This is a genomic window from Xanthomonas sp. NCPPB 1754 (assembly GCF_041475725.2).
Taxonomy (GTDB): domain Bacteria; phylum Pseudomonadota; class Gammaproteobacteria; order Xanthomonadales; family Xanthomonadaceae; genus Xanthomonas; species Xanthomonas euvesicatoria.
The window spans coordinates 2161356-2185225 of the sequence record NZ_CM192982.1; the positions used below are offsets into that span (position 1 = coordinate 2161356).

General features: G+C 65.2%; 18 protein-coding genes and 1 pseudogene. 14 read left to right on the forward strand and 5 right to left on the reverse strand.

Annotated elements, in window-relative coordinates; all coding sequences use genetic code 11:
- Positions 1-8 precede the first annotated feature (8 nt).
- Genes greA through recJ form a run of 3 tightly spaced genes read left to right on the forward strand, consistent with a single transcriptional unit; the run spans position 9 to position 3146 of the window.
- Positions 9-473 carry a transcription elongation factor GreA gene (gene greA / locus ACCQ15_RS09595; protein ID WP_003486289.1) on the forward strand — a complete coding sequence of 155 codons (465 nt, stop codon included), beginning with the start codon at positions 9-11 and terminating at the stop codon, positions 471-473.
- 16 nt (positions 474-489) lie between these two features.
- Positions 490-1410 carry a hypothetical protein gene (locus ACCQ15_RS09600; protein WP_008571480.1) on the forward strand — a complete coding sequence of 307 codons (921 nt, stop codon included), beginning with the start codon at positions 490-492 and terminating at the stop codon, positions 1408-1410.
- Positions 1407-3146 carry a single-stranded-DNA-specific exonuclease RecJ gene (gene recJ / locus ACCQ15_RS09605; RefSeq protein WP_372381450.1) on the forward strand — a complete coding sequence of 580 codons (1740 nt, stop codon included), beginning with the start codon at positions 1407-1409 and terminating at the stop codon, positions 3144-3146. Before ACCQ15_RS09600 ends, recJ begins: the two co-directional genes overlap by 4 nt.
- 73 nt (positions 3147-3219) lie before the next feature.
- Here the strand turns inward: recJ and ACCQ15_RS09610 are convergent, their stop codons facing one another.
- Entirely contained in the window at positions 3220-4434 is a 1215-nt protein-coding gene (locus tag ACCQ15_RS09610) for an acyltransferase family protein (protein ID WP_372381451.1), read from the reverse strand.
- Between the two features lie 159 nt (positions 4435-4593).
- Here ACCQ15_RS09610 and ACCQ15_RS09615 point away from each other — a divergent pair, with 159 nt between their 5' ends.
- The 6 genes from ACCQ15_RS09615 to rpfC all read left to right on the forward strand — a co-directional run bounded on the left by ACCQ15_RS09615 (position 4594) and on the right by rpfC (position 12730).
- Positions 4594-5541 (forward strand): LytTR family DNA-binding domain-containing protein, encoded by a 948-nt coding sequence (locus ACCQ15_RS09615; RefSeq protein ID WP_033478479.1) that lies wholly within the window; start codon positions 4594-4596, stop codon positions 5539-5541.
- A gap of 246 nt (positions 5542-5787) precedes the next feature.
- Positions 5788-6913, forward strand: a protein-coding gene (prfB, locus tag ACCQ15_RS09620) for a peptide chain release factor 2 (protein ID WP_104613799.1) whose coding sequence is annotated in 2 segments (ribosomal slippage) — positions 5788-5862 and positions 5864-6913 — 1125 coding nt in all. Because the reading frame shifts where the segments join, the coding sequence is not laid out codon by codon here.
- 203 nt (positions 6914-7116) lie between these two features.
- Positions 7117-8634 (forward strand): lysine--tRNA ligase, encoded by a 1518-nt coding sequence (gene lysS, locus ACCQ15_RS09625; protein WP_029819299.1) that lies wholly within the window; start codon positions 7117-7119, stop codon positions 8632-8634.
- Positions 8635-8774: 140 nt separating this feature from the next.
- Positions 8775-9911: a cyclic di-GMP phosphodiesterase response regulator RpfG gene (gene rpfG / locus ACCQ15_RS09630; protein WP_007963604.1), complete on the forward strand. Its 1137-nt coding sequence runs from the start codon at positions 8775-8777 to the stop codon at positions 9909-9911.
- Position 9912: 1 nt separating this feature from the next.
- Complete coding sequence (locus ACCQ15_RS09635; protein WP_014090068.1) at positions 9913-10542, forward strand: hypothetical protein; 630 nt, start codon at positions 9913-9915, stop codon at positions 10540-10542.
- Between the two features lie 7 nt (positions 10543-10549).
- Positions 10550-12730: a sensor histidine kinase RpfC gene (rpfC, locus tag ACCQ15_RS09640; protein ID WP_372165822.1), complete on the forward strand. Its 2181-nt coding sequence runs from the start codon at positions 10550-10552 to the stop codon at positions 12728-12730.
- Between the two features lie 12 nt (positions 12731-12742).
- On the opposite strand, the gene rpfF is transcribed toward rpfC, so the two are convergent.
- Together rpfF and rpfB are read right to left on the reverse strand one after the other, a co-directional pair.
- Positions 12743-13612: a diffusible signal factor synthase RpfF gene (gene rpfF / locus ACCQ15_RS09645; RefSeq protein ID WP_008571490.1), complete on the reverse strand. Its 870-nt coding sequence runs from the start codon at positions 13610-13612 to the stop codon at positions 12743-12745.
- Positions 13613-13788: 176 nt separating this feature from the next.
- Positions 13789-15471, reverse strand: a complete 1683-nt coding sequence (gene rpfB, locus ACCQ15_RS09650) for a fatty acyl-CoA ligase RpfB (protein WP_071118597.1) — start codon at positions 15469-15471, stop codon at positions 13789-13791.
- 97 nt (positions 15472-15568) lie between these two features.
- Here rpfB and ACCQ15_RS09655 point away from each other — a divergent pair, with 97 nt between their 5' ends.
- Positions 15569-16018, forward strand: coding sequence for a hypothetical protein (locus tag ACCQ15_RS09655; protein WP_031422452.1), 450 nt, complete (start codon positions 15569-15571; stop codon positions 16016-16018).
- A 37-nt stretch (positions 16019-16055) separates the two neighbouring features.
- Here the strand turns inward: ACCQ15_RS09655 and ACCQ15_RS09660 are convergent.
- A pseudogene (locus ACCQ15_RS09660) lies at positions 16056-16293 on the reverse strand (hypothetical protein); the annotation flags it as partial.
- Between the two features lie 134 nt (positions 16294-16427).
- Complete coding sequence (gene acnA, locus ACCQ15_RS09665; RefSeq protein ID WP_011347219.1) at positions 16428-19196, reverse strand: aconitate hydratase AcnA; 2769 nt, start codon at positions 19194-19196, stop codon at positions 16428-16430.
- 147 nt (positions 19197-19343) lie between these two features.
- Between acnA and ACCQ15_RS09670 the strand changes: the two genes are divergently transcribed.
- The 4 genes from ACCQ15_RS09670 (at position 19344) to ACCQ15_RS09685 (ending at position 23681) form a co-directional block, all read left to right on the forward strand.
- Positions 19344-19592, forward strand: a complete 249-nt coding sequence (locus ACCQ15_RS09670) for an AbrB/MazE/SpoVT family DNA-binding domain-containing protein (protein ID WP_003486316.1) — start codon at positions 19344-19346, stop codon at positions 19590-19592.
- Positions 19589-19999 carry a type II toxin-antitoxin system VapC family toxin gene (locus ACCQ15_RS09675; protein WP_008571495.1) on the forward strand — a complete coding sequence of 137 codons (411 nt, stop codon included), beginning with the start codon at positions 19589-19591 and terminating at the stop codon, positions 19997-19999. The genes ACCQ15_RS09670 and ACCQ15_RS09675 overlap by 4 nt, the downstream gene beginning before the upstream one ends.
- A 50-nt stretch (positions 20000-20049) precedes the next feature.
- On the forward strand, positions 20050-22641 hold the full coding sequence (gene acnB, locus ACCQ15_RS09680) for a bifunctional aconitate hydratase 2/2-methylisocitrate dehydratase (RefSeq protein ID WP_029819309.1): 2592 nt from the start codon (positions 20050-20052) through the stop codon (positions 22639-22641).
- A 194-nt stretch (positions 22642-22835) separates the two neighbouring features.
- A complete protein-coding gene (locus ACCQ15_RS09685; RefSeq protein ID WP_033478484.1) occupies positions 22836-23681 on the forward strand; it encodes an alpha/beta fold hydrolase in 846 nt (281 codons plus the stop codon).
- Positions 23682-23870: the final 189 nt, after the last annotated feature.

Sequence of the window (23870 nt, forward strand, 5' to 3'; positions counted from 1 at the left end):
GAGCACCCATGACATCGAAGGGCGCGCAGCGCCTGCGCGAAGAGCTGGAGCATTTGAAGTCGGTCAAGCGCCCGGAGGTGATCAATGCGATCGCCGAAGCGCGTGCGCACGGCGACCTGAAGGAAAATGCCGAATACCACGCCGCGCGCGAGCAGCAGAGCTTCATCGAAGGCCGCATCAAGCAGCTAGAAAGCGAGCTTTCGCATGCCGAAATCATCGATATCACCAAGTTGTCGGCCGGCACCAAAATCGTGTTTGGCGCCACGGTGACGCTGGCCGATACCGAAACCGACGAAGAGAAGCGCTACCAGATCGTTGGTGATCTGGAGGCGGACATCAAGATGGGCCTGATCGCGATCTCCTCGCCGCTGGCGCGCGCGCTGATCGGCAAGCTGGAAGGCGATTCGGTGACCATCGATGCGCCGGCCGGCCAGCGCGAGTACGAAGTCGTCAGCGTCGCCTACCTGGACTGACCGGCATCACTGCGCGATGACCACCGCCACGCTGCTGCTGCCGGAAAAACGCCGTCTGCCCGGAACCCTGGGCGACACGGCAGTGGCGCGTGCGCTTGCGCGCGCCGACGGACACAGCGCCGATGCCGGCGAAGTGGCGCAATTGCAGCGCCATTTCAGCCTGACCCCGGCGCACTGGCCAGTGGCGGCGTTGACGCGCCAGCTGGATGCCGGCGATGCCGCCGGCGCCACCTGGGTGCGCGCGGATCCGGCCTATGTGGTGCCGGACATGCAGGGTGCGCGGCTGATGGGCTACGGCGAGGCGCTCGGCCCCACCGCCGACGATCTGGCGGTGCTCTTGCCCATCCTCAAGCCGATGTTCGGCGATGCTGGCTTTCTGCTGGATGCGCCCACGCCCTCGCGTTGGTATCTGCGCCTGTCGCCGGATGCGAAGTTGCCGGACTTCGCACCGCCGGATGTCGCCATTGGCGACGACTTGTTCGAGCACCTGCCGGCCGGCGACAGCGGGCGCCGCTGGCGGGCCCTGCTGACCGAAGCGCAGGTGCTGCTGCATCAACATCCCTGGAATGAAGGTCGCGTCGCCAGCGGCAAGCCGGCCATCAATTCGCTGTGGTTCTGGGGTGGCGGCGTCCTGCCGCACGCGGTGAGTTCGCCGCATCGCCAGGTGCGCAGTCGCGAATCGCTGCTGCGCGCGCTGGCGCTGGCGGCAGGTGCCGATGCGCAGGGCGAACAACGCGTCGATGCGCTGGTGGATCTGCGTCATCTGCGTTCGCTGCAGCAGTTCAGCGACGATGCGGTGGCGCCGCTGCTGGCGGCGATGGCGCGCGGCGAACTGGATCGGCTGGTGCTGGACTTCCAGGACGGCGAAAGCGTAGCGCTCACGCATGCGCAGCGCTGGCGTTTCTGGCGCAAGCCGCGGGTGCAGCTGGCGCAATGACGTCGCCTCCGCGGATCGTCCGGCGCCCCTCCGGGCAGGCCGGCAGCTGGCCCGATACCATGTTGCCGCTGCTGCGTCGCATCTATGCAGCGCGTGGCGTCACCGATGCGCAAGGCGCGCAGCCGCGACTGGGCCAGTTGTTGTCGCCGGAATTGCTGCACAACAGCGGCGTGGCCGCCGAGCTACTGGCCGATGCGATCGCGCAGCAACGGCGCATTCTGGTGGTGGGCGATTTCGACTGCGATGGCGCCACCGCCTGCGCCGTCGGTGTGCGCGGCCTGCGCATGCTCGGTGCGCTGGATGTGCACCACGCCGTGCCCAATCGCATGGTGCACGGCTATGGCCTGTCGCCTGCGTTGGTCGACGAACTGGCGGCGTTGCAGCCGGATGTGCTGGTCACCGTCGATCACGGCATCGCCTGTCACGCCGGCGTGGCCGCAGCCAAGGCGCGCGGCTGGACGGTGCTGGTCACCGACCACCACCTGCCGGGCGAGATGCTGCCGCCGGCCGATGCGATCGTCGACCCGAACCTGGCCGAAGACACCTTCCCCAGCAAGACCCTGGCCGGGGTCGGGGTGATCTTCTATGTGTTGCTCGCATTGCGCAGCGTGTTGCGCAAACGCGGCGCCTTCGCCGGGCGCCCCGAGCCGGATTTGTCGGTGCTGCTGGATCTGGTCGCAGTCGGTACCGTTGCCGATCTGGTACCGCTGGACACCAATAACCGTGCGCTGGTGTCGGCCGGATTGCGTCGCCTGCGTGAGGGCAAGGGCTGCATCGGGTTGCGGGCCTTGATCGATGCCAGCGGCCGCGATGTGGCGCGGCTGAGCGCCAGCGATATCGGGTTTGCGCTCGGGCCGCGCCTCAATGCCGCCGGTCGGCTCGAGGACATGGCGCTGGGCATCGAACTGTTGCTCAGTGAAGACTGGAGCCAGGCCCGCGAGATCGCCGGCACGCTGGAAGAGATCAACGCCGAGCGCCGCGCGGTGCAGCAGTTGATGACCGACGATGCCGAGCACGCCGTCACCAAGGTGGTGCTGGATGGCGATGGTGCATTGCCGATGGCTGCGTGCCTGTTCGATGCCGACTGGCACCCGGGCGTGATCGGTCTGGTGGCCTCCAAACTCAAGGACCGCCTGCACCGCCCGGTGATCGCGCTGGCACCGGCCGAGCCGGGCAGCAGCCAGTTGCGTGGCTCGGCGCGTTCGATTCCCGGCCTGCATATCCGCGATGTGCTGGCGGCGGTGGACGCGCGGCATCCCGGGCTGATCCAGAAGTTCGGTGGCCATGCGATGGCGGCCGGGTTGAGTATCGACCATGCGGTATTGGCCACGTTCGAGCAGGCCTTCCTGGCGCAGGTGACGGCGATGGTGGATGCCTCGCTGCTGCATGCCCAATTGCACAGCGACGGCGAACTGGCCGCGCACGAACTCGATTACCTGCATGCCGAAGCGCTGCGCGTGGCCGGTCCGTGGGGGCAGGGCTTTCCAGAACCGCTGTTCGATGGTCAGTTCGAGGTGCTGCAGCACCGCGTACTCAAGGACCGCCACCTCAAGTTGACCCTGCGGTGCCCCGGACGCGCCGAGCCGCTCAATGCCATCCACTTCAACGGCTGGCGCGGCAGCGACCCCGCGCGCTTGGTGCGGCTGGCGTATCGGTTGGTCGCCGACGACTACCGCGGCGGCACGGCGGTGCAGTTGATCGTGGAGCATTGCGAGCCGGTGACCGTCACTGGCTGATCTGCGATCTGATCGCCGCCCAGGTTTGTGACAGTCGCTTGGCGTCGTCTCGAACGTGCGATTGGCGAGAGTGTTACGACGCGACTGCCGTAACACCAAGCTGGCGCGGCGCAGCCTGCGTGCGCCCACGCAAGCCGAACAACGGCCGCAACCAACGCACCCGCCGGATCACGTACTCATGCAGCGCCAGAAAGCCGATCACCGTGGCGGCGATCACCAGCGCCGGTTCCAGCCAGGCGTTCAACTGCAACGGCATCAACCAGTACAGCGTCACGATGATCAGGCTCTGATGCAGGATGTACCAGGGAAACACCGCTTCGGTGCAATAAGGCAGCCAGCGGAACGGCCGGTTCAAACGCTGCTTGGCCCAGCCCAGCAGGGTCAGCAGCGCCAGCCAGGTATAGGCCGCGCGTGCGGCGCGTTCCAGGCCTTCCCATGGCAGCGCGGCCAATGCCGGCGGCAGCTGCGCGGGCTGCACGTGCATGCCCAGACAACGAATGCCCAACTCTGTGGTAATGGCCAGCACCGCAGTGACCAGGGTGAGCCAGCGCAGTTGCACGGCCAGCTGCCAGAAGCGTTCGCTGCGTGCCAACAGATAGCCCAAGAGGAACAGTGGGAACGATTCGGCATGCACGAACCAGTCGCCGACCAGCGCATGGGTTGGCGGATGGCGCGGCATCACCCACATCACGCAGAACGCCTCCCACAGGATCGGCAACACCAGCAGGGCGGGCACCACCACTGCGGCGGGAAGCGGCGGTAAGGCCGGCAGCCGCACCAGCCTGGCCAGCGACACCAGCGCCATCAGGGCCACCGTGTAGGGCAGCAGGTAGGCCAGGTACCACAAGTGATTCCAGGTAATGCCGTGTTCCCAGCCATCGAAACTGCCGGCCGGCCATGGGCGCACCTGCCAGTAGCGCAGCAGGAAGCTGCCGAAGCCGGTGGCGACCTTGCCGTTGCTCACGCCCTGGCAGTAGGCCTGCACCGCCACCACCACGAACATGCCGAACAGCAAGGGCGGCAGCAACCGCCCGCAACGACGCAACGCGAAGCGCCACGGCGCGGCTTGCGGCTGCGACAACCCGATCGCAATGCCGGAGATCATGAACAACAACGGCATGCGCCACCGGTTGAGCACGATCATCGGCCACTGCAGCCACTCAGCCGTGTGCACGCTCTTGAGGTGGAACCCCCAGTCGGACACATAGGCCATGCCCACGTGGTAGAGGATCAGCAGGGCGAAGGCGAAAACGCGCAAGGCGTCGATATCGTGGCGGCGCTCGGTCATGGTCGGTAGCTGGTGAAGAAGTGGATGCATCCTGCCCGCGGCCCCGCTCCAGCAGTGGTGTCAGGGGTGGAAAGCCGGGCCCACAGTGACCAGTCGTGCCCACCCGGGGACGAATCGGGATGGCAGGGATGGCGGTTTCGCCTTGCCGCGCAGGCCTCTATGATCGGCAGCTGCCAACAGCGGACGTGTGCAATGCAATCGACCGGGACGCGCCCGCCAATCCTCCACGACAGCGCCAGCCGCGCTGCCACACGCTGGGCGGTGGTGATCTGGTCGCTGGTGTTCTATCTGAGCGCGCTGGGCAACGTCTGGACCGCCTGGCTTGCCGCGCGCCGCGATGGCCAGCCCATCGTGGTGTGGCAGGTGCTGAGCTGGGAGCTGAGCAGCGCCACCGCAGCGCTGCTGCTGTTGCCGGCGGTGGTGTGGCTGTGCGCACGCTGGCCGTTGCATGCCGATGTCTGGGTGCGACGCCTGCCGGCGTATGTGATGGCTGCATTGGGCTGGTGGCTGCTGCATGTCGCCGGCATGGTGGTGCTGCGCATGCTGGTCTATGCCCTGGCCGGCGCACACTACGATTTCGGCGGCTGGCTGCAGTGGGTCTACGAGCTGTCCAAGGACCTGCGCACCTTTGCGCTGCTGGTGGCGGTGCAGCACACACTGGCCTGGTACGCACGGCGGCGTCAGGGCGAGGCGCACCTGCTCGCCGCACCTGACGAAGGCCCGCCAGTGGAGCCGCTGGATCGCCCGGAGCGTTTTCTGGTGCGCAAGCTGGGACGCGATTTCCTGGTCGCGACCGCCGATATCGAGTGGATCCAGGCCTCGGGCAACTACGTCAACCTGCATGTGCGCGGTCACGATTACCCGTTGCGCAGCACCATGGCGGCAATCGAGGCGAAGCTGGACCCGGCCGTGTTCGTGCGCATCCACCGCAGCTATCTGGTCAATCTGGGGCAGGTGCAGGCGATCGAGCCGTCCGATTCCGGCGACGCGCGCGTCCATCTGCGCGATGCCAGCGTGCTGCCGTGCAGTCGCAGTCACCTGGCAGGTCTGCGGACCCATGCCGGGCAGGGCGCTGCTGCTCCGAGACCTGACGCACTGGTGGTCTAACCCCTGCTGCGCGCCCGGGGTGACCAGCGTCTGGTCCCAACTTCGTCCCTGGCCCAGGCGCCGCCAGGTCGCAGCTGCTGCGACACCGACGCGCGACGGTGGCCATCGACGGAACCTGCGTTCGCGCGTGGCAGCCAGGCGCCTGGGGTGTGGCGGGTGTTGCAGCGCGCGCGGCCACGGTTCCACCGCGTTCCGCCGTCGCCGCCCGCTTGCTAAACTATCCCGCTTGTTTGCCGGAAGTCCGTCATGATCGAAACCAATCCGATCCGCCAGCGCATCACCGATCTCAACGATCGCGTGCTCTCGCTCAGGGGGTATCTTTGACTACGACGCCAAGAAAGAGCGTCTAGAGGAAGTCAGCCGGGAGCTCGAAAGCCCGGATGTGTGGAACGACGCCGAACGCGCGCAGGCCCTGGGCCGCGAGCGGTCGATGCTGGAAAAGACCGTGATCGGCATTGCCGATGTGCTGTCGGGCCTGGCCGATGCGGGCGACCTGCTGGAGCTGGCCGAGAGCGAACAGGACGAAGACACTGCGTTGGCGGTGATCGCCGATCTGGACAACTACCAGGCGCATGTCGAAAAGCTGGAATTCCAGCGCATGTTCTCCGGCCAGATGGACAGCGCCAACGCGTTCGTCGACATCCAGGCTGGCGCCGGCGGCACCGAGGCGCAGGACTGGGCCGAAATCCTGCTGCGCATGTATCTGCGCTGGGCCGAATCGCGCGGCTGGAAAACCGAGCTGATGGAAGTCTCCGGTGGCGAAGTGGCGGGCATCAAGTCGGCCACCGTGCGCATCGAGGGCGAATACGCCTACGGCTGGTTGAAGACCGAGATCGGCGTGCATCGGCTGGTGCGCAAATCGCCGTTCGACTCGGACAACCGCCGGCACACCAGCTTCACCTCGGTGTTCGTGTCGCCGGAAGTGGACGACAACATCGAGATCGACATCAACCCGGCCGACCTGCGTACCGACGTGTATCGCTCCTCCGGTGCCGGTGGTCAGCACGTCAACAAGACCGAATCGGCGGTGCGTATCACCCACATCCCGACCAATACCGTGGTCGCTTGCCAGACCGGTCGCAGCCAGCACCAGAACCGCGACAACGCGATGAAGATGCTGGCCGCCAAGTTGTACGAACTGGAAGTGCAGAAGCGCAACGCCGAGAAGGACGCCTTGGAAGCGACCAAGTCCGACATCGGCTGGGGCAGCCAGATCCGCAATTACGTGCTCGACCAGAGCCGCATCAAGGACCTGCGCACCGGCATCGAACGCAGCGATACGCAGAAGGTGCTCGACGGTGACCTGGACGAATTCGTCGAGGCCAGCCTGAAGGCCGGTCTGGCAGCAGGTTCCAAACGCCTGGACGCCTGACCGCCGCGCCAGGTCGCCGTTGCGACGGCATCCTGGCACATCGCTGCAGTGCCTGTGACGCAGCGTTGCGAATGCGATGCGGCTTTCGGGTAACCCGGTGACCGCGTGCCTTCGTCACGTCATCGTTGTAAATAAGCGTGCCGGCACCGCCGGTTCCTCATTCCCCCGGGCACCCGCCCGACCCAAGCAGACCGATCCCCGCCATGACCGAGCAGACCCCCGCGCCGCAGATCCCCGCCGACGAGAACAGCCTCATCGCCGAGCGTCGCGCGAAACTGGGCGCGTTGCGCGGGCAGGGCATCGCCTACCCGAACGACTTCGTGCGCGAACACTTCGCCGGCGACCTGCAGGCAGAATTCGCCGACGCCGACACCTGGACCCCTGAAGCGCTGGAAGCCAGCGGGCGCACGGTCAGGATGGCTGGCCGCCTGATGGCCAAGCGGGTGATGGGCAAGGCCAGCTTTGCGCAGATCCAGGACGAATCCGGGCGTGTGCAGCTGTTCCTGCAGGGCAATGTGCTCGGCGATGCCTATACCGCGTTCAAGGGCTGGGATGTGGGCGACATCGTGGCGGTGGAGGGTGGGCTCACCCGCACCAAGACCGGCGAACTGTCGGTCAAGGCCGGCGCGCTGCGCCTGCTGACCAAGTCGCTGCGCCCGTTGCCGGACAAGTGGCATGGCCTGTCGGACGTGGAGCAGCGTTACCGCCAGCGGTATGTCGACCTGATCGTGACGCCCGAAGCGCGCGAGGTCTTCATCAAGCGCTCCAAGATCATCCGCGCCATGCGCGCCTGGCTGGACGCGCGCCGCTTCCTGGAAGTGGAAACGCCGATGATGCATTACATCCCCGGCGGCGCCGCGGCCAAGCCGTTCACCACCCACCACAATGCGCTGGACCTGGATCTGTACCTGCGCGTTGCCCCCGAGCTGTATCTCAAGCGTCTGGTGGTCGGTGGGCTGGAGCGTGTCTACGAGATCAACCGCAACTTCCGCAACGAAGGCGTGTCGACCCGGCACAACCCCGAGTTCACCATGCTCGAGCTCTACGAGGCCTATGCCACGTACCACCAGATCATGGACCTGACCGAGCAGGTGATCCGAGACACCGCACAGACGGTGCTGGGGACCGCCCAGGTGAGCTGGGATGGCGCCGATATCGATCTGGCGCCGGCTTTCCGGCGCTGGCGCATGGATGAGGCCGTTCGCCACCACAATCCGGAGATCAGCGCCGCCGACTGCACCGACCGGGAGGCGCTGCTGCGCCATTGCGAGCGGCTGAAGATCCGGGTCAAGCCGTCCTACGGCTGGGGCAAGCTGCTGCTGGAGATCTTCGAAGCCACCGTCGAGCACACCCTGGTGCAGCCGACCTTCATCACCGACCACCCGGTCGAAGTGTCGCCGCTGGCGCGTTCCAGCGACACTGAGCCGGGGTACACCGACCGCTTCGAGCTGTTCATCAACGGCAAGGAGCTGGCTAACGGCTTCTCCGAGCTCAATGACCCCGAAGACCAGGCCGCACGTTTCCAGGCGCAGGTGCAGGCCAAGGACGGTGGCGACGACGAAGCGATGCATTTCGATGCCGATTACATCCGTGCGTTGGAGTACGGCATGGCGCCGACCGGCGGCCTGGGCATCGGGATCGACCGTCTGGTGATGCTGCTGACCGGCAGCACCTCGATCCGCGATGTCCTGCTGTTCCCGTATATGCGTCCGGAAGCCTGATTTTTTTGTGCCGGCGGTGTGCCGACGGCACAGATACTGCATATGCTAGGGCGGAGCCTCGAACAGCGTATCGTTCGGGGGAGTCGGCACAGGGGCCGGCGTCATCGCTTTTCCGTTCTCGAGATAGAGGAGCAACGGCTATGCAGGATGTTTTAGGGGGTCCGGGCGGCGCATTGTCGACGGATACATGGGGAAGCTGGGCGGAAAAGGCGGATCTGGGATTGAACATCGTCATTGTCGATGACCAGATGTCCGCGCGAACGATGCTGCGCCATGTCATCGAGGACATTGCGCCGGAGCTCAAGGTCTACGACTTCGGCGATCCGCTCGACGCCCTGGCCTGGTGCGAAGCCGGGCGCGTGGACTTGTTGCTGCTGGACTACCGCATGCCGGGCATGGACGGTCTGGAATTCGCGCGTCGGCTGCGCCGGCTGCCCAGCCATCGTGATATTCCGATCATCCTGATCACCATCGTGGGCGATGAGCCGATTCGTCAGGCGGCGCTGGAAGCGGGCGTGATCGACTTCCTGGTCAAGCCGATCCGTCCGCGCGAGTTGCGGGCGCGCTGCTCCAACCTGCTGCAGCTGCGCCAGCAGAGCGAAAGCGTCAAGCAACGCGCGTTGTCGCTGGAGCAGCGCCTGCTGGCAAGCATGAACGAGGTCGAAGAGCGCGAGCGCGAAACCCTGTCGCGGCTTGCGCGCGCGATCGAGTATCGCGATTCGGGCACCAGCGCGTTCCTGGAGCGCATGTCGCACGTGGCCGGCCTGATCGCCGAGCAACTGGGGCTGTCGGAAGAGGAGGTGCGCATCATCGAGATGGCCGCACCGCTGCACGACATGGGCAAGATCGCCATTCCCGATTCGGTGCTGCTCAAGCCCGGCAAGCTTACCGATGACGAAATGAGCGTGATGCGGCGCCATCCGCGCATCGGCTACGAGCTGCTCAGCGGCAGCCAGAACCGTTTCATCCAGGTCGGCGCGTTGATTGCGCTGCGTCACCACGAACGTTATGACGGCACCGGTTATCCGGATGGCCTGGTCGGTGAGGCGATTCCGCTGGAAGCGCGCATCGTCGCAGTGGCGGATGTGTTCGACGCCTTGCTGTCGCCGCGCCCGTACAAGGAGGCCTGGACCATGGACGCCGCGCTGGCCTATCTGTATGCCCAACGTGGCCGCCTGTTCGACCCGCGCTGCGTGGATGCCTTGTTGCGCGGCCGCGCGCAGTTGGAGCAGATCTGTGGCGAGTTCTCCACCGCATCGGCGCGACCCGGGGTGTGAGGTGAGGGCGGCGCTTGCCCAGCTGCGTCGGCGACTCGCACGGCGCCCCGACAGCGAGCACGGTCAGGCGGTGGTGCGCATCGTGATGCTCTGGCTGATCCTGGCCTACACGCTGATCTGCGCCCCGCATTGGCAACTGAGCGATGGCCATCTGCAGCGATTGCTGTGCCTGGTCGCGATCGGGCACGGTGGGGCATTGCTGCTGTTTGCGTGGATCGTTGCGAAGCCGCGGCCCTCGCACCTGCGCCGGACGCTCGGCATGCTGGCGGACTATGGCCTGCTCAGTCTGGCGATGACCTGGTTCGCCGCTCCGATGGCCTGCCTGTACGTGGTGGTGATGTGGGTCACGATCGGCAATGGCTTGCGCTTTGGCAGGCATGCACTGCACACGGCGGTGGCCATGGCCGTGCTCAGTTTTGGCGCGACGCTTGCCAATAGCCCATATTGGCAACAGCGGATCGAGCTCGGGATCGCCCTGTTGGCGGCGCTGGTGGTCATTCCTCTGTCGTTGTTGCGGCTGATGCAGGACAGTGCCGATGCCGCTGCGCGTATCGCCGCGTATGCCCATGGCGCCGATGCTGCAGGACCGCGCGGCCCACTTTCATCCCCATCGAAGCGACCGCAGGTCTGAGGCGTCTATGAAGTCTCCATTGCCATGGTTGAAGCGGCGTCTTTCGGGGCGGGCGGATTCGGAACACGCGCAGAACCTGATCCGCATCATCATCACCACGCTGTTCATTTCTTACCTGGGGTGGCGCTACCACCACACCCATGGCGATACGCTGATGGCCACCTGGTTGATCCTGGTCGGCGAGCTGGTGGTGTCGCTGGGGCTGATGGTGGCGATCCTGCTGCGGCCGCACGTGTCGCACACGCGTCGCCTGATCGGCATGGTGCTCGACTACACCTGCACCGGCGCAATCATGGCAATCCAGGGCGAACCGGCTTCGCCGCTGTATGCGGTCTGCATGTGGGTGACCATCGGCAATGGCTTGCGCTACGGCAGTCCCTATCTGCGTGCCGCCACGGCGATGGCCAGCCTGAGTTTTCTCAGCGCGATCCTGATTTCGCCTTACTGGAAGGCCAATCCCTATCTGAGCTGGGGGTTGTTGCTGGGCTTGATCGCCGTGCCGCTGTACTTCGACTCGTTGTTGCGTGCGATGACGCGCGCGGTACGCGAGGCGCGGCATGCCAACCAGGCCAAGAGCCGTTTCCTGGCCAATATGAGTCACGAATTCCGCACCCCGTTGAATGGGTTGTCGGGTATGACCGAAGTGCTGGCCACCACGCGTCTGGATGCAGAGCAGAAGGAATGCCTGAATACCATCCAGGCCTCGGCGCGCAGCCTGCTGTCGCTGGTGGAAGAAGTGCTCGATATTTCTGCGATCGAGGCGGGCAAGATCCGCATCGATCGCCGCGATTTCTCGCTGCGCGAGATGATCGGCTCGGTCAACATGATCCTGCAGCCGCAGGCCAAGACACGCGGACTGGATTACGCTACCGAGGTTGCCACCGACGTACCGGACCTGCTCAAGGGCGACACCGGCCATCTGCGCCAGGTGTTGCTCAACCTGTTGGGTAATGCGGTCAAGTTCACCGAGCACGGGCATGTGCTGCTGCGGGTCGCGCGGGTCTCTGGCAATGGTGCCGACACGATGCGGCTGCGTTTCGATGTCGAAGACAGCGGCATCGGCGTGCCGATGGACATGCGTCCGCGCCTGTTCGAGGCGTTCGAGCAGGCGGACGTGGGTTTGTCGCGCCGCTATGAAGGTACCGGCCTGGGGACCACGATCGCCAAGGGCCTGGTTGAGGCCATGGGCGGCGCGATTGGCTTTGCGCCCAATCCATCCGGCGGCAGCGTGTTCTGGTTCGAGCTACCGCTGGAGATCGGCGTATTGGAGACGGCGGCGCCGGCTCGCTCGCCGGTCGGGGCGTTGCTGGAGACTCCCGACGAGCTGGAAGCCTCCAACGTCATCGCCTTTTCCAACCCGTTCCTGCGTCACCGCGCGCGCGTGCGCAGCATGCGCATGCTGGTGGCCGACGACCATGAAGCCAATCGCATGGTGTTGCAGCGATTGCTGGAGAAGGCAGGGCATAAGGTGGCGTGCGTCAACGGCGCCGAGCAGGTGCTGGACGCGATGGCCGAGGAGGATTTCGATGCGGTGATCGTGGATCTGCATATGCCGGGCATGAGCGGCCTGGACATGCTCAAGCAGTTGCGCGTGATGCAGGCCAGCGGCATGCGCTACACCCCGGTGGTGGTGCTCAGTGCCGACGTCACGCCAGAAGCGATCCGCGCCTGCGAACAAGCTGGCGCACGCGCGTTCCTGGCCAAGCCCGTGGTGGCTGCCAAGCTGCTCGATACGCTGGCCGAACTCGCCGTCAGCACCCGTGCGCTGGCGACGCCGGCGACGGTGGTGCAGGCATCGACCAGTTTCGAAGGCGTGCTCGATGCCAGCGTGCTGGACGAACTGGCGGCGTTGGGCATGGGCGAAGAATTCGAACGTCAGTTCGTCCGGCAGTGTCTGGATGATGCGCACAACTGCGTGGGCGCGATCGAGCGCGATGGCACGCGCTCGGATTGGGAGCAATTGCGCGAAAGCGCCCACGCATTGCGCGGCGTTGCCAGCAATCTGGGGCTGGCCCAACTGGCCGGCAGTGGCGGTGAGCTGATGCGCATGGCCGATTGGCAGCTGCAGGCCGAATGGCGACAGCGGCTGTCGGCGTTGCGCGACCAATTGCAGACCGGAAAGGATGCACTCGCCGCGCGCGTACAAAGAGCCAACGACGACGAGCGCTCCCCCCGGAGTAGTGAATAGCCCGCCGACGCATCAGCCGGCGTCAAGCCCTGAGCGGCGCGATTGCGCGCGAACCAGACGGTCCATGGTGCGCAATGACTTTTCGCCCAACTGCATCGCCGTATCGACCCAGATTTCGGTGATGCGCATCATTTCCTGCAGCGGCACCGCCGTGGTCATTTCGCGCACTTGCTGCATTGCCGCCCAGGCATGCGGCGTGCGCTTGCTTTCGCGGATCACTTGTTCGACCGCCGCCACGCCCTGACCGCGCGGCACGACGCGATCGACCAGGCCCATGCCGAGCAACTCCTCGGCGGAATACAGATTGCCTTCGAGCATGATTTTTTGCGCCAGTTGCGCACTGACACGCTGGCACATGAAAGAGTAGGCGCCCATCCCCGGGAACAGGTCGAACAGCACTTCGGGCAATCCCATCATCACCCCTTCCTCGGCGACGATGGTGTGGCAGCTCAACGCCGCTTCGAATCCGCCGCCGAGGGCATTGCCCTGCACCAGGGCGATGCTGTGCGCGCGTGCGCCCAGGCCGACATGGAACGCGTGCACACCGCGTACACAGCGTTGGGCGTAATCAAGCAGTCGAGCACGGTCGCCTTCGCGAATGAGTTGACAGAACAGCGCCAGATCGCCGCCCAGGTTGAACACATCGCTGTCCGATGCCAGCACCACGTGCGGAGCCAGCACGCCGGCGTTGTTCAGGCGTTGACCAAGGTTGGTCTGATAGCCGGTAATGTCGTCGACCAGGCGCGTCGAAAAGCAGGCACGCCCCGGGTTTGTGGCCAGGTCGGCATGCATATGGATCCAGTACACGTCACGCTGCGGTTCTTCGATGATGCGTAGGGTCGAGCCGATGTTGGTGCGAATGAAGGGTTGAACTGCAGACATGGTGGTTCTCCGTGATGACCGTCCGGCCGGCAGCCTTTCGGACGGAGATGAGGTTGAACGCGTGAGCGTGCGCCGACATCGGATTCTATGCGTGCAAAAGCGAACGCCCGCAAGGCCTTGCGGCAATGCGGGCGTCAAAGAAGGCTGAACGCCTCCGGGCTGCGGTATAAGCGGTATTACGTCTTCGGCGCGTCCCGTAATTCGCGGCGCAGGATCTTGCCCACGTTGGTCTTGGGCAACTCCTTGCGGAATTCGATCACCCGCGGCTGCTTGTAGCCGGTGAGGTTGGCGCGGCAATGCGCCTTCACATCGTCGGCCGTCAGGGCCGGGTCCTTCTTCACGATGACCGCCTTGACGATCTCACCGGACTTGTCATCCGGCACGCCCACGGCGGCCACTTCCAGCACGCCGGGCATTTCGGCGATCACGTCCTCGATCTCGTTGGGGTACACGTTGAAGCCGGACACCAGGATCATGTCCTTCTTGCGATCGACGATGTAGACGAAGCCCTGTGCGTCCATGCGCGCGATGTCGCCGGTATGCAGCCAGCCTTGGGCATCCATGACCTTGGCGGTTTCATCGGGTTTCTTCCAGTAGCCCTTCATGACCTGCGGGCCCCTGATGCACAGCTCGCCGATCTCGCCCAGGAGCAGTTCCGCGCCGGCGTCGTCCTTGATGCAGGCATCGGTGGACGGAATCGGCAGGCCGATCGAACCGTTGTAGTCCTTCAGGTCCATCGGGTTGATGCACGCGGCCGGCGAGGTTTCGGTCAGGCCGTAGGCTTCGACCAGGGTCAGGCCGGTGACTTTCTTCCAGCGCTCGGCGACCGAACGCTGGACGGCCATGCCGCCGCCAAGGGTCATCTTGAGCGAGGAAAAATCCACCTGATCGAATCCGGGCGTATTGAGCAGCCCGTTGAACAGCGTGTTGACGCCGGTGAACGCGGTGAAGCGGGTCTTTTTCAGCTCCTTGACGAAGCCTGGCATGTCGCGCGGGTTGCTGATCAGGTGGTTGCAGCCGCCGATCTTCATGAAGACCAGGCCGTTCGCGGTCAATGCGAAGATGTGGTACAGCGGCAGCGCGGTGATCACCACTTCGTGGCCTTCTTCCAGCTTGCCGGTACCCGCCAGCCACTGGTGCGCCTGCTGCATGTTGGCGACCAGATTGCGGTGGGTCAGCATTGCGCCCTTGGCCACGCCGGTGGTGCCGCCGGTGTACTGCAGGAAAGCGATGTCGTCGGGTTCGATCTGCAGCGTCGGCACGCGGTGCTTGCGACCCAGCGCCAGCGCCTCGCGGAAGCGAATCGCGCCTTTGATGCGGTAATCGGGCACCAGCTTCTTGACGTACTTGACCACGAAGTTGAGCAGTGCCGCCTTCGGGAAGCCCAGCATGTCGCCCAGGCCGGTGGTGATGACTTGCCTGACCGGCGTGTCGGCGATGACCTGCTGCACGGTGGTGCCGAAGTTGTCGATGACCACCAGCACGCTGGCGCCGGAGTCGATCAACTGATGCTTGAGTTCGCGCGGGGTGTACAGCGGATTGACGTTGACCACGGTCAGGCCGGCACGCAGCACGCCGAAGGTCGCGATGGGGTATTGCAGGCAGTTGGGCATCATCAAGGCGACGCGGTCGCCTTTCTTCAACTGCAGCTCGCCAAGCAGGTAGGCGGCGAATTGCTCGACCAGCTGGTCCGCCTCGCGGTAGGTGATGGTCTTGCCGAAGCTATGGTACGCAGGCCGGTCGGCGAAGCGTTTCACGGAGGTGGCAAACACCTCGGCCACCGTGCGGAACTGCTCAAGATCGATTTCGGCGGCAACGCCGGCCGGATAACTTTGCAACCAAGGACGTGCCTGATTCATCTGCCCCCCTCCAGGGTGTTCTCGACGCGCCGCAGTGTGTTCCACGGCGTTACAACAGCTGGCAGCATACCGTCATGGATGGAAAAGGCGAAGCGTGATGCAGAGCAGCATTCAAGTGTCGTGGCGCCTGGCGTGGATGGGGTTTTGCATGCTGGTCTTGCTCGGGTGCACGCGTGCTGCGCCGGAACAACGTCTGCGCGCCACGCTGGAGCAGATGCATCAGGCGATCGAGGCGCGCGAGATCGGCGATGCGATGGCGCCGGTGGCCGAGGATTTTGTTGGCGAACATGGGCTGGACGCCGCCGGGTTACGGCGCTTGATGCAAGTGCAGATGCTGGGCAATCAACAGCTCGGCGTGACCATGGGGCCGGTCGATGTGGCACTGCGCGGTGATACCGCCACGGTGCGCTTCACCGCGCTGTTGACCGGCGGCAACGGGCGCTGGGTGCCCGATCAGGCGCAGACCTATCAGGTCACCACCGGCTGGCGATTGCAGGGCAGCGACTGGCAGCTGTACCACGCGCAATGGGTGCCGGCGGCGCGTTGACCGCGCAGATGCAGTGGAGCGCGGCTGCCGCTTGGTGCGGCCGGACGCATGGCGCCAGGGCATGGATGGGGGGCGTGAGGCATCTGGCCGAAGCGCGCATCGCCCGGTGACGCCGTTGCGTTGCGACAAGGTGGAAGGTGGCCCTCCGGCTGGCTGCCGTTGGCTGGGCAATGCAGCCTGTTGCCGCCTTCTTCTGCGCCAAATATCTCGGTGGTGAGATCGATGTCCGTGTGCCGGCGATGGTATCGGTCACCACCAACGGCGGGGGAGGGAATTCAGTTCGACGTCGGGATGCACGCGTCCTTTGCTCACCACCGCGTGATCGCCGTTTTTTTTGAGAGGCCGGAAACGCCACTCCCGCCGAGCGGCGGGAGTGCGTTGCATCGTTGCAGCGCAATGCGCGCTGTGGTCAGGCTGCCTTGCGTGCCGCCAGCTGCCGCAGCACATACTGCAGCAAGCCGCCGTGCTTGAAGTACTCCACTTCCTTGGGTGTCAGCAGCAGCACCTTGACCTGGAACTGCTTGACGCTGCCGTCGGACTTTTTCGCATTGACGGTGGCACGACGGCTGGCGCCATCCTGCAAGCCGGTGATGTCCAGCACTTCCGAGCCATCCAGGCCGAGCGTCTGTGCATTTTCGTTTTCCAGGAACTGCAAGGGCAGCACGCCCATGCCCACCAGATTGGAGCGGTGGATACGCTCGAAGCTTTCGGCGATCACGGCCTTGACTCCGAGCAGGTTGGTGCCCTTGGCGGCCCAGTCGCGCGAGGAGCCGGTGCCGTATTCCTTTCCGGCCAGCACCACCAGCGGCACGCCGTCGGCCTTGTACTTCATTGCGGCATCGTAGATGGCCAGCTTTTCCGGCTGGCCGCCGCCGGCTGGGTAATACAGCGTGTTGCCGCCTTCTTCGCCGCCGAACATCAGGTTCTTGATGCGGATGTTGGCGAAGGTGCCGCGTACCATCACATCGTCGTTGCCGCGGCGGCTGCCGTAGCTGTTGAAGTCGGCCGGCTGCACGCCGCGTTCCTGCAGGAAGCGGCCTGCCGGCGAATCCTTCTTGATGTTGCCGGCCGGCGAAATGTGGTCGGTGGTGATCGAATCGCCGAACAGGCCCATGATGCGTGCGCCGTGCACGTCGTCCACGTTGCCCACCTGCATGGTCATGCCGTCGAAGTAGGGTGGGTTCTTGATGTAGGTCGAGGCTTCGTCCCACGCGTAGAGCGCGCCATCGGGCGAGGCGATGGTGTTCCAGCGCGTGTCGCCCTTGAACACGTCGGCATAGTTCTGCTTGAACATCTCCGGGCCGACGGTGGCGGCGATGGTGTCGCCGATTTCCTTGTTGCTCGGCCAGATGTCGCGCAGATACACCGGCTGCCCATCGCTGCCGGTGCCCAGCGGCTCGGTGGTGAGGTCGATGTCGGTGGTGCCGGCGATGGCATAGGCCACCACCAGCGGCGGCGAGGCCAGATAATTCATCTTGACCTCGGGGTGTACGCGGCCTTCGAAGTTGCGGTTGCCCGACAGCACCGAGGTCACCACCAGATCGTCCTTGGCAATGGCCGCAGACACGTCTTCCGGCAGCGGGCCGGAGTTGCCGATGCAGGTGGTGCAGCCGTAGCCCACCACGTAGAAGCCAAGCTTTTCCAGGTCGGTGAGCACGCCGGCCTTTTCAAGATAGTCGGTGACCACGCGCGAACCTGGCCCGAGCGAGGTCTTGACCCACGGCTGCGCCTTCAGGCCCTTGGCCGCCGCGTTACGCGCGAGCAGGCCGGCGCCCAGCATCACCGCGGGGTTGGAGGTGTTGGTGCAGGAGGTGATCGCGGCGATGACCACCGAGCCATCGCGCAGCTGCCAACCCGCACCGCTGGCGCCGGCGCTTTCTGCCTGCGACGCCTTCGCACCGACGGCGGTGCCGCCGCCACCTTCGTTCTTGAGGCGGTCTTCCTGCTTGAGATCGGCCAGCTTCTTGCTGCGCGCGTCGGCGAACGGCTTGAGGCTTTCGCGGTAGTTGGACTGCATGTCTTCCAGCAGCACGCGGTCCTGCGGGCGCTTGGGGCCGGCCAGCGACGGCTTGACCTGGCCCATGTCCAGTTCCAGCGTGGCGCTGTACCGGGCGGGCGGGGTAGTGGCGTCGTGCCACAGGCCCTGCGCCTTGGCATAGGCCTCGACCAATGCAATCTGCTCCTCGCTACGGCCGGACAGGCGCAGGTAGGTCAGCGACTCCTCATCGACCGGGAAGATGCCGCAGGTGGCGCCGTATTCGGGCGCCATGTTGCCGATGGTGGCGCGGTCGGCCAGCGGCAGGTGCTGCAGGCCGTCACCATAGAACTCGACGAACTTGCCCACCACCCCGAGCTTGCGCAGCATCTGGGTGACCGTCAGCACCAGGTCGGTGGCAGTGGCGCCCTCGGGCAACTTGCCGGTGAGCTTGAAGCCCACGACCTGCGGGATCAGCATCGACGACGGCTGCCCCAGCATGGCCGCTTCCGCCTCGATGCCGCCCACGCCCCAGCCCAGCACGCCGATGCCGTTGATCATGGTGGTGTGGCTGTCGGTACCGAACACGGTGTCGGGGTAGGCGACCAGCGTGCCGTCCTTCTCGGCGCTCATCACCACGCGCGCCAGGTTTTCCAGGTTCACCTGGTGCACGATGCCGGTGTTGGGCGGCACCACCTTGAAGTTCTCGAACGCCTTCTGGCCCCAGCGCAGGAAGCCGTAGCGTTCCTGGTTGCGCTGGAATTCGATCTTGCCGTTGAGGTCGAGCGCGTCCGGCTTGCCGAATACATCGACCTGCACGGAGTGGTCGATCACCAGTTCGGAGGGAATCTGCGGGTTGATCTGGTCGGCATTGCCGCCGAGCTTGACCACCGCATCGCGCATGGCGGCCAGGTCCACCACGCAGGGCACGCCGGTGAAGTCCTGCAGTACCACGCGCGCCGGCATGAAGGCGATTTCGATATCGGGCTCGGCGGCGGGGTCCCACTTGGCAACCGCTTCGATGTGGTCCTTGCCGACGGTCACGCCGCCGTCTTCATGGCGTAGCAGGTTCTCCAGCAGGATCTTCATCGAATAGGGCAGGTGGCCGATATCGAAGCGTTCGCCCAGCTTCGGCAGGCTGTAGTACGCGTAGCGCTTGCCGTGGACCTCAAGTGAGGTGCGAGTGGAAAAGGAATCGCTCATGCATCACTCCTATGGCATCGAAGGCTTTAGGTAGGTGCCCATTCTGAGCGATTTAGTGTGTACGTACGGTGTGTCCAGACCGATCTGCCAACTTGAGTAGGGCGGTGCAAGTACGTATCATGCGTGCATACTTTCTGGAGCATGCTCATGGAAGCCACCGTTGCCGAACGCGGACAGATCACGCTGCCAAAGGCCGTGCGCGATGCCCTGGGCCTGACCAAGGGCACCACGTTGAAGATCGAGCTCGACGGCGGGCGCATCATCCTGCGCAAGGACGTCAGCGAGGCGCTGCGCAAGGTGCGCGGCAAGTTCAAGCTGGTCGACGGCCTGACCAGCACCGATGCGGCCATGCGCGTGATCCGTGGCCGCGCCCCCGGGGATCCGTTCGACCCATGATCGCCCTGGATTCCTCGGTCCTGCTGGACATCCTGATCGGCGACCCGGTCTATGGCGAAGTGTCGGAGGTCTGCATCGGCGACGCGCTGGCGCGCGACGAAGTGGTGGTCTGCGACGCGGTGGTGGCCGAGGTGCTGGCCATGCTCGACACCCAGGTCGACCTGATGGAAACCCTGGCCTCGATCGGCGTGCGCTACGAGGCCACCCAGGAAGCGGCGGCAGTGCGCGCCGGCCATATGAACAAGCGCTTTCGCGCGCGCGGCGGCAAGCGTGAGCGGGTGGTGGCCGACTTCCTGATCGGCGCCCACGCCATGCTCCAGTGCGACGGGTTGATCACCCGCGACGAGGGCTTCTTCCGCGATTACTTCAAGGGTTTGAAGATCATCGTTCCCAAACCCGCACCCTGATCCACGTTCGCGCTTTACCACCTTCACCGCTGCTTTTTTGGAGAACCCGCATGTTGGAAGCCTATCGCCACCACGTTGCAGAGCGCGCCGCGCTCGGTATCCCGCCGCTGCCGCTGACCGCGCAGCAGACCGCCGAGGTCATCGAGCTGTTGAAGGCTCCGCCGGCTGGCGAGGAAGAATTCCTGGTCGAGCTGCTCAGCCAGCGCGTGCCGGCCGGCGTCGACGACGCTGCCAAGGTCAAGGCCTCGTACCTGGCCGCGGTTGCCTTCGGCACCGAGACCACCGCGCTGATCAGCCCCACCCGCGCCACCGAGCTGCTCGGCACCATGCTGGGCGGCTACAACATCCAGCCGCTGATCGACCTGCTGGACAACGCCGAGCTGGGCGCCACCGCTGCCGAGGCGCTCAAGCACACCTTGCTGGTGTTCGATGCGTTCCACGACGTGCAGGAAAAGGCGCAAGCCGGCAACGCCCACGCCAAGGCCGTGCTGCAGAGCTGGGCCGATGCCGAGTGGTTCACCAGCAAGCCGGAAGTGCCGCAGAGCCTGACCGTGACCGTGTTCAAGGTGCCGGGCGAAACCAATACCGACGACCTGTCGCCGGCGCCGGATGCGACCACCCGTCCGGACATCCCGCTGCATGCGCTGGCCATGTTGAAGAACAAGCGCGACGGCGCGGCGTTCGAGCCGGAAGAAGACGGCAAGCGCGGCCCGATCCAGGCCATTGCCGACCTCAAGGCCAAGGGCCATCTGGTGGCCTACGTGGGCGACGTGGTCGGTACCGGTTCCTCGCGCAAGTCGGCGACCAACTCGGTGCTGTGGTGGACCGGCGAGGACATTCCGTACATCCCCAACAAGCGCTTCGGCGGCGTGTGCCTGGGCAGCAAGATCGCCCCGATCTTCTACAACACCATGGAAGACGCCGGCGCCTTGCCGATCGAGCTGGACGTGTCGCAGATGGAGCACGGCGATGTGGTCGAGCTGCGTCCGTACGACGGCAAGGCGCTGAAGGACGGGCAGGTGATCGCCGAGTTCGCAATGAAGTCGGACGTGCTGTTCGACGAAGTGCGCGCCGGCGGCCGCATTCCGCTGATCGTCGGCCGTGGCCTCACCGCCAAGGCGCGCGAATTCCTGGGCCTGCCGGCGTCGGACCTGTTCCGCCTGCCGATGGACCCGCCGGACACCGGCAAGGGCTTCTCGCTGGCGCAGAAGATGGTCGGCCGCGCCTGCGGGCTGCCGGAAGGCCAGGGCATGCGCCCGGGCACCTATTGCGAGCCGAAGATGACCTCGGTGGGTTCGCAGGACACCACCGGCCCGATGACCCGCGACGAGCTGAAGGACCTGGCCTGCCTGGGCTTCTCGGCCGACCTGGTGATGCAGTCGTTCTGCCACACCGCCGCCTATCCGAAGCCGGTGGACGTCAAGACCCACCACACCTTGCCCGAGTTCATCTCCACCCGCGGCGGCGTCTCGCTGCGTCCGGGCGACGGCGTGATCCACAGCTGGCTCAATCGCATGCTGCTGCCCGACACCGTGGGCACCGGCGGCGACTCGCACACCCGCTTCCCGATCGGCATTTCGTTCCCGGCCGGCTCCGGCCTGGTGGCCTTCGCCGCCGCCACCGGGGTGATGCCGCTGGACATGCCCGAGAGCGTGCTGGTGCGCTTCAAGGGGCAGATGCAGCCGGGCGTGACCTTGCGTGACCTGGTCAACGCGATCCCGCTGTACGCGATCAAGCAGGGCCTGCTGACCGTGGCCAAGCAGGGCAAGAAGAACATTTTCTCCGGTCGCATCCTGGAAATCGAAGGCTTGCCGAACCTGAAGGTGGAGCAGGCGTTCGAACTCTCCGACGCCTCGGCCGAGCGTTCGGCAGCCGGCTGTACCGTGCACCTGGATAAGGCGCCGATCATCGAATACCTGACCAGCAACATCACCCTGCTGCGCTGGATGATTGCCGAGGGCTATGCCGATGCGCGCACCCTGGGCCGCCGCATCAAGAAGATGGAAGACTGGCTGGCTGACCCGCAGCTGCTGCAGCCCGATGCCGACGCCGAATACGCGGCGGTCATCGAGATCGACCTGGCCGATATCCATGAGCCGATCGTGGCCTGCCCGAACGACCCGGACGACGTGAAGACGCTGTCGGAAGTGGCCGGCGCGGCCATCGACGAAGTATTCATCGGCTCGTGCATGACCAACATCGGTCACTTCCGTGCCGCGGCCAAGCTGCTGGAAGGCAAGCGCGACATCCCGACCCGCCTGTGGGTGGCACCGCCGACCAAGATGGACGCCTCCGAGCTGACCAAGGAAGGCCATTACGGCACCTTCGGCGCGGCCGGTGCGCGCATGGAAATGCCGGGCTGCTCGCTGTGCATGGGTAACCAGGCGCAGGCACGCGAGGGCGCCACGGTGTTCTCGACCTCCACGCGTAATTTCCCGAACCGGTTGGGCCGCAATACCAACGTGTACCTGGGCTCGGCGGAACTGGCGGCAATCTGCTCGCGCCTGGGCCGCATTCCGACCAAGGACGAGTACATGGCGGATGTCGGCGTGATCAAGACCAGTGGCGATCAGATCTACCGCTACATGAACTTCGATCAGATCCAGGAATATCAGGACGTGGCAGAGACCGTCGCCGCCTGATTCTTCCGGCAGGTTTGCTGTCCCGAAATGCCCGGCACTGCCGGGTATTTCGCTTTTCGGGCAATGGTTTCGTGTAGTCGTCACGATGCCCGGCGTTAAAGCAAATACCAGCTGACTGGATTGTGGCATTGCAACAAAAATCTGAAGTGCGCAGGTCTAGAGTCCCGCCGCTCTACCACTGCCCGTTGATGCCCATGCCCACTTGCACAATCTCCGGTCAAACCCTGCATTACACGCAACATGGCCGCGGTTTCCCGGTCTTGCTCGGCCACAGCTATCTCTGGGACGCTGCGATGTGGGAGCCGCAGATCCAGGCGCTGTCGCAGCATTACCAGGTCATCGTTCCCGAGCTATGGGGACACGGGCAGTCAGGTCCGTTGCCGCACGGCACGCAGCAGATCGGCGATCTTGCCGGGCACATGCTGGCCCTGCTGGACGCACTGAAGTTGCCGCAGTGCGCGGTGGTCGGCCTGTCGGTGGGCGGCATGTGGGCCGCCGAGCTTGCCCTGATGGCGCCGGAGCGCGTGCGCAGCCTGGTGTTGATGGATACTTTCCTGGGCGCCGAGCCAGCCGCCACGCGTGCGCGCTATTTCGGCCTGCTTGATGCCATCGAGACGGCCGGGCAGGTGACGCCTGCGCTGATCGAGGCGATCGTGCCGATCTTCTTCCGCCCTGGTATCGATCTGAGCTCGGCATTGCCGGCCGCCTTCGCGCAGCGTCTGGCGGCGATGTCGGCCGAGCAGTTGCGCGCATCCATCGTGCCGCTGGGCCGGCTGATCTTCGGCCGAGCCGACCGCCTGGATGCCCTGTCCGCGCTGGATCCGGCCAATACCTTCCTGCTCGGTGGCGCCGAGGACATTCCGCGCCCGCCCGAAGAGGTGTGGATGATGGCCGAGGCAATCTGTTGCGATTACGAGCTGATCCCGGACGCAGGCCATATCGCCTCGCTGGAACACCCGGCCTTCGTCAACGCGCAGTTGCTGGGATGGCTGAAGCGGACGGTGGGTGAGACCGAGGTGGAGCTGATGCGAGTGGGATGAGGTAATGACCTCGCCCGACGAGGGATGAGGCGACTGGTTCCTTCTCGCCGCCTCACTTTTTACGGACAGGAGGCGGGCTTGAAGCGCTCTCTCGTTGGAGATGGCTGAAGCGCCGCAGTTGTCAGGATGATGTTTCCCTTCTCCGGTCGGGACACTCTCCTCCTTTATGGAGGAGAAGGTGCCCGCGGG

What these genes read in the sequence shown, in the direction of transcription:
- greA (WP_003486289.1), top strand. Translation starts at nt 9, where the DNA reads ATGACATCGAAGGGCGCGCAGCGCCTGCGCGAAGAGCTGGAGCATTTG.
- ACCQ15_RS09600 (WP_008571480.1), top strand. Translation starts at nt 490, where the DNA reads ATGACCACCGCCACGCTGCTGCTGCCGGAAAAACGCCGTCTGCCCGGA.
- ACCQ15_RS09655 (WP_031422452.1), top strand. Translation starts at nt 15,569, where the DNA reads ATGCAGAGCAGCATTCAAGTGTCGTGGCGCCTGGCGTGGATGGGGTTT.
- ACCQ15_RS09675 (WP_008571495.1), top strand. Translation starts at nt 19,589, where the DNA reads ATGATCGCCCTGGATTCCTCGGTCCTGCTGGACATCCTGATCGGCGAC.
- rpfF (WP_008571490.1), bottom strand. Translation starts at nt 13,612, where the DNA reads ATGTCTGCAGTTCAACCCTTCATTCGCACCAACATCGGCTCGACCCTA.
- rpfG (WP_007963604.1), top strand. Translation starts at nt 8,775, where the DNA reads ATGCAGGATGTTTTAGGGGGTCCGGGCGGCGCATTGTCGACGGATACA.
- ACCQ15_RS09615 (WP_033478479.1), top strand. Translation starts at nt 4,594, where the DNA reads ATGATCGGCAGCTGCCAACAGCGGACGTGTGCAATGCAATCGACCGGG.
- ACCQ15_RS09685 (WP_033478484.1), top strand. Translation starts at nt 22,836, where the DNA reads ATGCCCACTTGCACAATCTCCGGTCAAACCCTGCATTACACGCAACAT.
- acnA (WP_011347219.1), bottom strand. Translation starts at nt 19,196, where the DNA reads ATGAGCGATTCCTTTTCCACTCGCACCTCACTTGAGGTCCACGGCAAG.
- acnB (WP_029819309.1), top strand. Translation starts at nt 20,050, where the DNA reads ATGTTGGAAGCCTATCGCCACCACGTTGCAGAGCGCGCCGCGCTCGGT.
- ACCQ15_RS09610 (WP_372381451.1), bottom strand. Translation starts at nt 4,434, where the DNA reads ATGACCGAGCGCCGCCACGATATCGACGCCTTGCGCGTTTTCGCCTTC.
- recJ (WP_372381450.1), top strand. Translation starts at nt 1,407, where the DNA reads ATGACGTCGCCTCCGCGGATCGTCCGGCGCCCCTCCGGGCAGGCCGGC.
- rpfB (WP_071118597.1), bottom strand. Translation starts at nt 15,471, where the DNA reads ATGAATCAGGCACGTCCTTGGTTGCAAAGTTATCCGGCCGGCGTTGCC.
- rpfC (WP_372165822.1), top strand. Translation starts at nt 10,550, where the DNA reads ATGAAGTCTCCATTGCCATGGTTGAAGCGGCGTCTTTCGGGGCGGGCG.
- lysS (WP_029819299.1), top strand. Translation starts at nt 7,117, where the DNA reads ATGACCGAGCAGACCCCCGCGCCGCAGATCCCCGCCGACGAGAACAGC.
- ACCQ15_RS09670 (WP_003486316.1), top strand. Translation starts at nt 19,344, where the DNA reads ATGGAAGCCACCGTTGCCGAACGCGGACAGATCACGCTGCCAAAGGCC.